The 12,169-nt window shown below is 47.9% G+C and carries 13 protein-coding genes; all 13 read left to right on the forward strand.

The annotated features are described in order from the left end of the window. The first annotated feature begins 226 nt into the window (after positions 1-226). Complete coding sequence (locus EGV91_RS17185) at positions 227-388, forward strand: hypothetical protein (protein WP_175580249.1); 162 nt, start codon at positions 227-229, stop codon at positions 386-388. A gap of 62 nt (positions 389-450) precedes the next feature. Next, positions 451-1,032, forward strand: coding sequence for a DNA-directed RNA polymerase subunit delta (gene rpoE, locus EGV91_RS00270; protein WP_135500170.1), 582 nt, complete (start codon positions 451-453; stop codon positions 1,030-1,032). Between the two features lie 156 nt (positions 1,033-1,188). Beyond that, the gene (locus EGV91_RS00275; RefSeq protein WP_135500171.1) at positions 1,189-2,784 is read left to right on the forward strand and encodes a CTP synthase; all 1,596 of its coding nucleotides are present in this window, start codon (positions 1,189-1,191) and stop codon (positions 2,782-2,784) included. A gap of 165 nt (positions 2,785-2,949) precedes the next feature. Then, positions 2,950-3,309 carry a response regulator gene (locus tag EGV91_RS00280; protein ID WP_135500172.1) on the forward strand — a complete coding sequence of 120 codons (360 nt, stop codon included), beginning with the start codon at positions 2,950-2,952 and terminating at the stop codon, positions 3,307-3,309. 86 nt (positions 3,310-3,395) lie between these two features. Next, positions 3,396-4,253 (forward strand): class II fructose-bisphosphate aldolase, encoded by an 858-nt coding sequence (locus tag EGV91_RS00285; protein ID WP_135500173.1) that lies wholly within the window; start codon positions 3,396-3,398, stop codon positions 4,251-4,253. A 77-nt stretch (positions 4,254-4,330) separates the two neighbouring features. Continuing rightward, a complete protein-coding gene (gene fsa / locus EGV91_RS00290) occupies positions 4,331-4,981 on the forward strand; it encodes a fructose-6-phosphate aldolase (protein ID WP_135500174.1) in 651 nt (216 codons plus the stop codon). Positions 4,982-5,113: 132 nt separating this feature from the next. Then, the gene (locus EGV91_RS00295; RefSeq protein WP_135500175.1) at positions 5,114-6,412 is read left to right on the forward strand and encodes a UDP-N-acetylglucosamine 1-carboxyvinyltransferase; all 1,299 of its coding nucleotides are present in this window, start codon (positions 5,114-5,116) and stop codon (positions 6,410-6,412) included. A 73-nt stretch (positions 6,413-6,485) separates the two neighbouring features. Continuing rightward, positions 6,486-7,451 carry a class II fructose-bisphosphatase gene (gene glpX, locus EGV91_RS00300; RefSeq protein ID WP_135500176.1) on the forward strand — a complete coding sequence of 322 codons (966 nt, stop codon included), beginning with the start codon at positions 6,486-6,488 and terminating at the stop codon, positions 7,449-7,451. Between the two features lie 121 nt (positions 7,452-7,572). Then, positions 7,573-8,856: a transcription termination factor Rho gene (gene rho / locus EGV91_RS00305; protein WP_135500177.1), complete on the forward strand. Its 1,284-nt coding sequence runs from the start codon at positions 7,573-7,575 to the stop codon at positions 8,854-8,856. A 151-nt stretch (positions 8,857-9,007) separates the two neighbouring features. Next, positions 9,008-9,223: a 50S ribosomal protein L31 gene (gene rpmE, locus EGV91_RS00310; RefSeq protein ID WP_135500178.1), complete on the forward strand. Its 216-nt coding sequence runs from the start codon at positions 9,008-9,010 to the stop codon at positions 9,221-9,223. Between the two features lie 177 nt (positions 9,224-9,400). After that, positions 9,401-9,994, forward strand: coding sequence for a thymidine kinase (locus EGV91_RS00315; RefSeq protein WP_135500179.1), 594 nt, complete (start codon positions 9,401-9,403; stop codon positions 9,992-9,994). A 245-nt stretch (positions 9,995-10,239) separates the two neighbouring features. Further along, positions 10,240-11,313, forward strand: coding sequence for a peptide chain release factor 1 (prfA, locus tag EGV91_RS00320; RefSeq protein ID WP_135500180.1), 1,074 nt, complete (start codon positions 10,240-10,242; stop codon positions 11,311-11,313). After that, positions 11,306-12,163, forward strand: a complete 858-nt coding sequence (gene prmC, locus EGV91_RS00325; protein WP_135500181.1) for a peptide chain release factor N(5)-glutamine methyltransferase — start codon at positions 11,306-11,308, stop codon at positions 12,161-12,163. Before prfA ends, prmC begins: the two co-directional genes overlap by 8 nt. Positions 12,164-12,169 lie beyond the last annotated feature (6 nt).

A 12,169-nucleotide genomic window follows, 5' to 3' on the forward strand; every position in this document is an offset into this window, starting at 1 on the left:
GTTCGGCGGAGATTTACGAGCGTTCAGAAGAATTTACGAGCGTTCGCGGAGATTTACGAGCGTTCAGAAGAATTTACGAGCGTTCGCGGAGATTTACGAGCGTTCAGAAGAATTTACGAGCGTTCAACCAGAATTCTCCTCACCAGCGAGATGCGTGTCGCATTGCTCAGCGAACTTCGGTATAATGAAAGAAAATTCAATGTTGGCCACAGAAGGATGGAAGCCCATGCCGAAATACGTACATTACAGCATAATAGTCCTTTGCATCGTGCTCATATTCTTCCTTTACAATAAAGCGCTTGGATCGATTCCGTTTCTGATCTTGTCGTTTTACTTGTTTTTTTTCGGCTGGATGCAGCTAAAGGGCAGAAAAAAGAAAACACGGTAGCGGAGCGCACCGACTTTGTATATAATGAATTAAGTTAAGATAGTAGAAGGGACGTGCACAGATTGAAATTACGTGAATTATCCAGAGACGAACTAATCGAAGAGTCATTTGTTGACTTAACATATGCAATGCTCGAAGAAACGCACGAAACAAAAACATACGCTGAGCTTGTTACAGAAATCGAGAACTTGCTTGGTTTGTCGAAAGAGGACATGAAAGCCCGCCTTGTACAGTTCTATACGGACATGAACATTGACGGCCGCTTCCTGATCCTTGGCGAAAACCGTTGGGGCTTGCGTGAGTGGTACCCGGTTGAACAAATCGAAGAAGAATCTGCGCCGACTGTAAAAGCCCGCAAGAAAAAGGCGAAAGTTGCAGGCGACGATGACTTTGATGACATGGACCTTGAGCTTGAAGACGAATTGGAATTCGACGACTTCGATGAAGAGGACGACGATGACGACGACGATATCGATACGGTACCGGAAGATGATTTATTGAAATCACCTGAAGTGGAAGTTATTGATTTTGATGTCGACGACGATGATGAAGAAGATGTGGACGTTCTTGTCGAAGACTTGGATGGCAATATCATCGACGAAGAAGAAGACGAAGATGATGAAGACGACGAGGATTTGAAGTAGTCTGAACATTTTTTTACCTTGACTTTAGAGGCTGGACTGGATAAGATTTTATTGGGCTCCTTAAAAGAGGAGAAATGATTCGTACAGTCTACGCGTCCCCTCGCACCTTGCAGGCGGAGCGCTTTTTATTTTTTTATAATTGGAGGAGGAAACAGAATGACAAAGTATATTTTTGTAACAGGCGGTGTAGTATCGTCGCTTGGTAAAGGGATTACCGCTGCTTCACTTGGCCGCTTGCTGAAAAACAGAGGTTTGAAAGTGACGATCCAGAAATTCGATCCGTACATCAACATTGACCCGGGTACAATGAGCCCGTATCAGCACGGAGAAGTTTATGTAACAGACGACGGCGCGGAAACGGACTTGGATTTGGGGCATTACGAGCGTTTCATCGACATCAACCTTAACAAATACTCGAATGTGACGACGGGGAAAGTCTATTCGACAGTCATCCAGAAAGAACGCCGCGGCGATTACCTGGGCGGTACCGTCCAAGTCATTCCGCACATTACGAACGAAATCAAAGACCGCTTGGTGCGCGCTGCTAAAACGGCTCAAGCGGATGTCGTCATCACTGAAATCGGCGGAACAGTAGGCGACATCGAATCGCTGCCATTCCTGGAAGCGATCCGCCAAATGAAATCGGATCTAGGCCGCGATGAAGTCATGTACATCCACTGTACATTGATTCCATACCTTGGTGCTGCCAAAGAAATGAAAACAAAACCGACTCAGCATAGCGTTAAAGAGCTGCGCAGCCTGGGCATCCAGCCGAACTTGATTGTCGTGCGCACGGAACATCCAGTGCCGCAGGACATGAAAGACAAAATCGCGTTATTCTGCGATATTAAAGCGGAAGAAGTCATTGAATCCCGTGACGTCGATGTGATCTACGAAATGCCGCTTCGTTTGCAGGAGCAGAACATGGACCAGATCGTCCTTGACCATTTCGGCATCGAAGCGCCTGTAGCGGACATGACGGAGTGGAACCAATTGGTCGATAAAGTGAAATCATTGTCTAAAACGGTCCGCATCGCTTTGGTCGGGAAATATGTAGAGCTTCAAGACGCGTACATTTCTGTAGTGGAAGCGATGAAGCATGCCGGTTTCGCATTCGATTCTGAAATTGAAGTTGAATGGATCAATGCAGAACACATCAACGCAGAAAACGCTACTGAGAAATTGCAGCACGTCGACGGCATCTTGATCCCTGGCGGATTCGGCGACCGTGGCGTCGAAGGCAAAATTGCAGCAACGCAATACGCACGTGAAAACAAAGTGCCATTCTTCGGAATTTGCCTGGGCATGCAACTGGCTTCTGTTGAATTCGCACGCAGCATCATGGGCATGGACGGCGCTCATTCTTCGGAGCTTGATCCGAAAACACCTTATCCGGTCATCGACTTATTGCCAGAACAAAAAGACATCGAAGACTTGGGCGGCACATTGCGCCTCGGCTTGTACCCAGCTAAATTACAGCCGGGCTCGAAAGCGCACGAAGCGTACGGCGAAGAATTGGTGTATGAACGCCACCGCCACCGCTACGAGTTCAACAACGAGTACCGCGAGCAATTCGAAGCAGCCGGCTTTAAGTTCTCGGGCACTAGCCCGGATGGCCGTCTTGTGGAAATCATTGAGCTTGAAGATCACCCTTGGTTCCTGGCTTGCCAGTTCCACCCGGAATTCATCTCACGCCCGACACGCCCGCAGCCTCTATTCAGAGAGTTCATCCGCGCGTCACTCGGCGAATAAAAGACAGCATAGCAAAAGCCTTCCTATTTTCGGGAAGGCTTTTGCTTTAGGCAGAACGCTTCAGATGGGTTCATTGTTTATTTGCAGTGGGAAAGAGAAGGGAGGTAGAAATAATTCCCTGAATTTAGTAAAATGGAAAGTAAGTACAGAAGGGAATGAGGCCTCTTGAAAACGATACTGATTGTTGATGACCAGACGGGTATCCGGCTTTTATTGAACGAAGTATTCAAAAAAGAAGGGTTTCAGACCTTGATGGCTGCTAATGGAGCGCAGGCTTTGAAGCAGGCGGAGGAAAACTCCCCGGATATTGTGCTGCTGGATATGAAAATTCCCGGCATGGACGGCATAGAAATCTTGAAGAACTTGAAAAGAATGCGGCAGGACATCAAAGTGATCATGATGACGGCCTATGGCGAGCTCGATGTCATCAAGGAATCGATGGTCAGCGGGGCGTGCTGTTATTACACGAAACCGTTCGATGTCTTCGAAATCCGCGACGCTGTAAAGGAAATGTTAACAGACTGATATATACGAAAGTGGCGAAAGCAAGCGGTTTTTGTTATAGTATAAAGGATATTCGGATAGAGTCACAGCTGAGGAGGAAATTTGCAATGGCATTGGTTTCAATGAAAGACATGATGATTAAAGGGAAAAAAGAAGGCTATGCAATCGGCCAATTTAACTTAAACAACCTTGAGTTCACTCAAGCAATCTTAAAAGCGGCACAAGAAGAGAATTCACCGGTAATCTTAGGTGTCTCTGAAGGCGCAGCTCGCTACATGGGCGGATTCACGACGGTCGTCCATATGGTGAAAGGCTTGATGCACGATTATAAAATCACGGTTCCTGTCGCGATCCATCTTGACCACGGATCAAGCTTCGAAAAATGCAAAGAAGCGATTGACGCTGGCTTCACTTCGGTGATGATCGACGCATCGCATCATTCATTTGACGAGAACATCGAAATCACGAAGCAAGTGGTTGAATACGCGCACAAGAACAATGTTTCGGTTGAAGCTGAACTTGGAATTGTCGGCGGCCAGGAAGACGATGTCATCGCTGACGGCGTCATCTACGCAGATCCGCAGGAATGCAAAACACTTGTTGATGCGACTGGGATTGACTGCTTAGCGCCTGCACTTGGTTCTGTACACGGACCTTATAAAGGCGAACCGAATCTTGGCTTCAAAGAGATGGAAGAAATTTCTCAGCTATGTGACGTTCCATTGGTTCTTCACGGAGGAACTGGAATTCCGACTAAAGATATTCAACGCGCCGTTTCACTAGGCACAGCGAAGATCAACGTCAACACAGAAAGCCAAATCGCTTCTGCTAAAGCTGTGCGCGAAGCATTGGCGAAAGATGCGGAAATGTACGATCCACGCAAATACCTGACACCTGCACGCGACGCAATCCAAGCGACAGTATCAGGCAAAATGCGCGAATTCGGAAGTTCAGGCAAAGCATAAAATCATACATGATGGATGAAAGAGGGAAGCGTCCGATAGGTCTCTTCTCTCTTTTCCATAAACCAGGAGGATAATTCATGAAATTTTTTATTGATACCGCAAACTTTGAAGAAATCAAAGAAGCACACGCATGGGGCATTCTTTCAGGCGTTACAACAAACCCTTCGCTAGTGGCGAAAGAAAAGAACGTCTCTTTCCACGACCGCTTGAAAGAAATCGCGGCATTGGTCGATGGTTCAATCAGCGGCGAAGTAATCGCGCTTGATGCAGAAGGCATGATCGAAGAAGGGCGCGAATTGGCGGCTCTTGCTCCGAACATCACGGTTAAATTGCCGATGACGCCGGACGGCTTGAAAGCTTGTGCAGTTTTGGCAAGCGAAGGCAAGAAGGTTAACGTAACGTTAATCTTCAGTGCGAACCAAGCACTTCTTGCAGCACGTGCAGGAGCGGCTTACGTATCGCCATTCCTTGGGCGCCTTGATGATATCGGCCACAACGGCATGGATTTAATCGCGACAATCTCTGATATTTTTGCAATCCACGACATCAAAACTGAAATCATTGCAGCATCGATCCGCCACCCGCAGCACGTAACGGAAGCAGCATTGAACGGTGCACACATCGGAACTATGCCGATCAATGTCATGAAACAAATGTTCAAGCACCCATTGACGGACAAAGGAATCGAAGCATTCCTTGCAGATTGGGAAAAGCGTACAGCTGAATAACAGCGCATTGCGAATCTGCGTTCAGCGAATATTTCTAAGCCGGTGAATGTTAGAAGAACCAATCGTACTTTTAGGGGCAGGCTGCACTTAGTTGCCTGCCTTCCTGAAGTATGGCAAAGGAGAAATTAATTAATGGATGTTTATAAAATAAAAGGCGGCAAACGCTTAACAGGCACGATCAAAGTGAACGGGGCAAAGAACAGTGCGGTAGCATTGATTCCCGCATCAATTTTAGCGAATTCACCGGTGCAAATTGAAGGCTTGCCGGAGATTTCAGACGTGTGGACATTAAAAAATATTCTTGAAGAAATCGGCGGGGAAGTGTCTTTCGAAGACGGCATCATGAACATCGATCCGACGAATATGATCGATATGCCATTGCCGAACGGCAACGTCAAAAAACTGCGTGCTTCTTATTATATGATGGGCGCAATGCTTGGCCGTTTTAAACATGCGGCAATCGGGCTTCCCGGCGGATGTTTCTTAGGCCCTCGGCCAATCGACCAGCACATCAAAGGCTTTGAGGCGCTGGGTGCAAAAGTGACGAACGAACATGGCGCCATCTACTTGCGCGCAGACGAACTGAAAGGCGCGAAAATCTATTTGGACGTTGTCAGTGTAGGGGCGACGATCAACATTATGCTTGCAGCCGTTCTGGCAAAAGGGCAGACGGTCATTGAAAATGCGGCAAAAGAGCCGGAAATCATTGATGTGGCTACATTGTTGACGAATATGGGCGCGAAAATCAAAGGTGCAGGAACAAACGTGATCCGCATCGACGGCGTTGAAGAGCTTCACGGCACAAACCATACGATCATTCCTGACCGCATCGAAGCAGGAACATTCATGATCATGGCGGCTGCCATTGGCGACGGCATTACCATCGACAATGTCATTCCTTTCCATATGGAAGCGTTGACTGCGAAACTCCGCGAAATGGGCGTTGATGTCCAGGAAGGCGAAGAATCGATTTATATCCCGAAACCGGAGCAATTAACGGCGATTGATGTTAAGACACTGGTTTATCCAGGTTTCGCAACAGACTTGCAACAGCCATTCTCGGCATTGATGACGCAAGCGACAGGTTCTTCGATGATTACGGATACGATTTACTCGGCCCGTTTTAAACACATTGACGAATTCCGCCGCATGAATGCAAGTGGGCGTGTCGAAGGGCGTGCTGCGATTATCACCGGACCGACGCCATTGACCGCTGCAAGTGTTGTAGCATCTGATTTACGCGCAGGCGCTGCACTTGTCATTGCTGGTTTGATGGCAGAAGGCGAAACGGAAATCCGCGAAATCTACCACATTGAACGAGGCTATTCGAAGATCATCGATAAGCTGCAGGGCCTTGGGGCAGACATCCGCAGAGAAACGATTGACCCGGTCGCGAGTGCAAAGTCCGACCTTAGCCAGAACGCCAATTGACTTCTTTTTAGCTTGCCGATTTATGCTACACTTAAAAGGATTGAGTTATAGCTAAACAGGAGGAACATATATTATGGAACGAAGTTTATCAATGGAACTGGTGCGGATTACAGAAGCTGCTGCAATTGCTTCAGCGAAATGGATGGGCCGCGGCTTGAAGAACGAAGCGGATGATGCGGCGACAACGGCGATGCGGAGCGTATTCGATACGATTCCGATGCGTGGAGTCGTCGTGATCGGCGAAGGCGAAATGGACGAAGCGCCGATGTTGTATATCGGCGAAGAACTCGGGACGGGCCAAGGCCCCGAAGTCGACGTTGCGGTAGATCCTCTTGAAGGTACGAATATCGTAGCTGCAGGCGGCTGGAACGCATTGGCGGTCTTAGCCATCGCTGACCGCGGGAATTTGCTGAACGCTCCGGATATGTATATGGACAAAATTGCAGTCGGACCTGAATCTGTCGGTAAAATCGACATCAACGCACCGGTCATTGATAATCTGCGTGCTGTCGCGAAAGCGAAAAACAAAGACATTGAAGACGTAGTGGCAACAATCATCGACCGTCCACGCCACAAAGACATCATTGACCAAATCCGTGCCGCAGGCGCACGCATCAAGTTGATTACGGATGGCGATGTGGCTGGGGCGCTCAATACGGCTTTCGATAAAACCGGCGTCGACATTCTTTTCGGCATCGGTGGTGCTCCTGAAGGCGTCATTGCCGCAGTAGGCTTAAAATGCCTAGGCGGTGAAATCCAGGGGAAGCTTCTTCCACAAAATGAAGAAGAAGCACAGCGCTGCATCGATATGGGAATCGATGTCAATAAAGTCTATATGATGGAAGACCTTGTCAAAGGCGACGACGCGATTTTTGCTGCGACTGGCGTAACCGACGGCGAATTGCTGCGCGGCGTCCAGTTGAAAGGCGCTTTTGCAGAAAGTCATACGCTCGTTATGCGTGCGAAATCAGGCACAGTCCGTTTTGTTGAGGGCCGCCATAGCTTGAAGAAGAAACCGAATCTGGTAATGAACGATTAAATCCATACTTCAAAATGAGTCCGGCATATTGCCGGGCTCCTTCTTTAAAAATCTTTCCTTACTTTCAACGAACAATCCCCAAAACAGCTTCCTAAAAAATAAATAAGAGTGGTGTCCATTAATGACAACGATTACAATTTCCGCATTGGAAAACATGACGCTGAAAGAGCTTTATAATTTGGCGAAAGAATACAAGCTGACCAATTACAGCAAACTGACGAAAAAAGAATTGATTTTTGCAATCCTGAAAACGCGCGCAGAACAAGAAGGCTTCTTCTTTATGGAAGGCGTCCTTGAAATCATCCAGTCGGAAGGTTTCGGCTTCCTTCGCCCAATCAACTATTCACCAAGCTCGCAGGACATTTACATCTCAGCGTCCCAAATCCGCAGGTTCGATTTGCGGAACGGTGATAAAGTATCCGGAAAAGTGCGTCCGCCGAAAGAGAACGAACGCTATTTCGGCTTGCTGCAAGTTGAAGCGGTCAATGGGGAAGACCCGGAAGTCGCAAAAGAACGCGTCCATTTCCCTGGCTTGACCCCGCTTTATCCAGACCGCCAAATCAAGCTTGAAACGACGCCTGACCATTTATCGACGCGCATCATGGATCTTGTGGCGCCTGTCGGATTCGGCCAGCGCGGATTGATCGTCGCCCCGCCGAAAGCCGGCAAGACAATGCTGCTGAAGGAAATCGCGAATTCGATCACGACCAATCATCCTGAAGCGGAATTGATTGTCTTGCTGATCGACGAACGCCCGGAGGAAGTCACCGACATCGAACGTTCCGTAGATGCCGACGTCGTTTCGTCGACGTTTGATGAAGTGCCGGAAAACCACGTCAAAGTGGCAGAATTGGTTTTGGAACGCGCGATGCGCCTTGTTGAGCATAAACGCGACGTCATCATCTTGATGGATTCGATCACGCGCCTGGCCCGAGCATATAATTTGGTTATTCCGCCAAGCGGGCGTACACTTTCAGGAGGGATTGACCCGGCAGCATTCCACCGGCCAAAACGCTTTTTCGGCGCAGCGCGCAATATCGAAGAAGGCGGAAGCTTGACGATTTTGGCGACAGCGTTGATCGATACCGGTTCACGCATGGATGAAGTGATTTACGAAGAATTTAAAGGGACCGGCAATATGGAGCTGCACCTGGACCGCAGCCTTGCAGAACGCCGTATTTTCCCAGCGCTCGATATCCGCCGTTCCGGGACACGGAAAGAGGAATTGCTGCTGGATCCGGAACAGCTCGAAAGATTGTGGTCAATCCGCAAAACGTTCTCGGATTCATCCGATTTCGGCGAACGTTTCCTGAAAAAGCTTGGCAAGACAAAAACCAACGAAGAGTTTTTCGAACAGCTCAACAGCGAAATGAAAGCACATCGCGGCAGCAAAAAGATGATTTAATTACTTGCAAAAATGTATTCTATTTGATATGATTATGAAAGTGAACCAATACATGACTATTGCATATATGGCCTAAAGAGCCATGTAAGGCAATAGCAAAATAGATTATGAACTCTGTTCCAGATGGTTCAGGGCGAGAGGAGAAAAACACATGAAAACAGGTATTCATCCAGATTACAAACAAGCAACAGTAACTTGCTCTTGCGGCAACAGCTTCACTACAGGTTCTGTTAAAGAGAACATCAACGTCGAGCTTTGCTCAGAGTGCCACCCATTCTACACTGGACGCCAAAAATTTGCTGCTGCAGACGGCCGCGTAGACCGTTTCAACAAAAAATACGGCATCAAAGAAGAAATCAAAGAGTAAGATTAAAATATACCTGCCAAGCGCGAAAACGCGAGGCAGGTATTTTTTCGTTTATAAACCCTATCAGCCCGGCAGTTTAACCAATTCCGAAGGCAATATATAGATAAAAAAGCAGTAATCAGCATGAATTTTAGGTATGATAAGTAATGATAAAAGTGTTTGAAAGGGGTCTCACATATGTACGTTATGAAACAGTCAGGCTGGGTAGAGCTGATATGCGGAAGCATGTTTTCAGGGAAATCGGAGGAATTGATCCGCCGTGTGCGCCGCGCACAATTTGCAAAACAAAAAATCGCCGTATTTAAACCGAAAATCGACAACCGCTACAGTGAAGAAGCGGTCGTATCGCATAATGGAACAACAGTCATCGCATTGCCAATCGAGCATTCCGAAGAAATGTGGAGTTACATCTCGGATGATTTTGACGTCATTGCCATCGACGAAGCCCAGTTTTTTGATGGAGAAATCATCAATAACATCCAGAAACTTGCGGATCACGGATTCCGAGTCATCGTAGCGGGCCTTGACCAGGATTTCAGAGGCCGTCCATTCGGCCCGATGCCCACCCTTTTGGCAATTGCTGAACAAGTAACAAAATTGCAGGCTGTCTGCACCGTATGCGGATCACCCGCAAGCCGCACCCAGCGTCTCATCGACGGCCGGCCGGCAGGTTCAGACGATCCGACAATCTTAGTTGGAGCATCCGAAGCCTACGAGCCGCGCTGCCGCCACCACCACGAAGTGCCAGCAGGCGTTACTGTTAATAAATAGCAGCAAGTTCTTTTGATGTTCTTTTATATAGAAGAGAAATTTAGAACATATTCCTCTAATCAACAAAAGACGCCTATCAATAATCAAATCTCTAAGCAGAGGCGCGAACACGGGCTAGGCGAAGCGAGAAGACAGGCGTTCTGTGCCTGGCTTCTTGCGTAAGCCATGCGCTTGAGCGACCGAAGCGTTGGGTAAAAGTTCTCTAAATAACAACACAATGAAAACAGAAATAGAGGTGATTCGGGATGTTTGATCGATTACAAGCTGTAGAAGATCGATACGACCGATTAAATGAATTGCTGAGCGATCCGGAAATCGTCAGCGATACAAACAAGCTCCGCGAGTATTCCAAGGAGCAGTCGGATTTGCAGGATACGGTGGAAGCGTACCGTGAATACAAAGAAACCAAAGAGCAATTGGAAGGCGCGAAAGCTATGTTCGACGATAAGCTTGATGCCGATATGCGCGAAATGGTGAAAGAAGAAGTAAGCGAATTGGAAGAACAATTGGAAGTGATTGAAGAGCGCCTTCATATTTTATTGATACCGAAAGACCCTAACGATGACAAAAACGTCATCATGGAAATCCGCGGAGCTGCGGGCGGCGATGAGGCTGCGTTGTTTGCGGGTGACCTATACCGCATGTACAGCCGCTATGCGGAATCGAATGGCTGGAAAGTGACAGTCATGGATTCAAATCCGACAGGGCTCGGCGGTTTCAAGGAAATCGTCTTCATGATTTCGGGCAAGGGCGCTTACTCGAAATTGAAATACGAAAACGGGGCGCACCGCGTTCAGCGGGTTCCGGAAACTGAATCGGGCGGCCGTATCCATACATCTACTGCAACTGTAGCTTGTTTGCCGGAAGTGGAAGAAGTGGAAGTTGAAATCCACGACAACGATATCCGCGTTGATACCTATGCTTCATCAGGGGCAGGCGGACAATCAGTCAATACGACAATGTCAGCGGTGCGTTTGACGCATATTCCGACGAACACAGTCGTAACGTGCCAGGACGAAAAATCCCAGATCAAGAACAAAGCAAGCGCAATGAAAGTGCTTCGCGCGCGCGTCTACGATAAATTTCAGCAGGAAGCACAAGCTGAATATGATGCTGTCCGAAAATCAGCAGTCGGCACCGGCGACCGTTCTGAACGGATCCGCACATATAACTATCCGCAAAACCGTGTAACAGACCATCGCATCGGCTTGACGATCCAGAAATTGGACCAAATCATGCAAGGCAAAATGGATGAAATCGTGGAGGCTTTGGTTGTGGAAGAGCAGTCCGCCAAAATGGAAGCTTTGAACAATGACTGATGTGAGACGTGTATTTGAGGCCCTTAACTGGGCTTCTTCTTTTTTAAAAGCCAAAGGCCGCGAAGAAAATGCAGCACGCATTCTGCTTCAGCATGAACTTGGGATGTCTCAGGCTGGACTTCTCGCTTCTCTTCGCGATCCATTGGACCCGGAGCAGGATGAACGTTTCCGCCGCAACATTGAACAGCATGCAGCAGGCGTACCTGTTCAGCATCTGACGGGCGTCGAGGAATTTTATGGCCGCGAATTCGAAGTGAACAAAGATGTACTGATTCCACGTCCGGAAACGGAAGAGCTAATAGAAGAAACACTTCAATTGGTGCAGCGCTATTTTCCGGCCGGAGACCCTTCGATTGTTGACATCGGAACAGGAAGCGGCATTATCGCCATCACGATGAAATGCGAACTGCCAGCTTCAGAAGTTGCAGCTGTGGATATCTCAGAAAGCGCACTCCTTACTGCGGAACGCAATGCATCGAGGCATGGAGCGGACATTGATTTTAAGCTCGGCGATCTGACGGAGCCGATCCGTGGGCGGAAATGGGACATTGTCTTATCGAACCCGCCGTATATCGGATATGATGAAAAAGCTGAACTATCTGACACAGTGCGTGATTTTGAACCTCATACTGCCTTATTCGCTGATGATCAAGGCCTTGCTTTGTACAGCCGCATGGCCCGTGAATTGCCTGCTTTGGTGAATAAACCCGGAATTATCGGTTTTGAAATAGGCCATGCCCAGGGAGAAGCGGTAAAATCCTTGTTGAAAGAAGCTTATCCCCAGGCAGAAATATACGTCAAAAAAGATATCAACAAAAATGACCGCATGGTCTTTTGCATCAACGCGTAGTTACTA

Origin of the sequence: Planococcus koreensis, assembly GCF_004761975.1 — a bacterium.
Lineage (GTDB): Bacteria > Bacillota > Bacilli > Bacillales_A > Planococcaceae > Planococcus > Planococcus koreensis.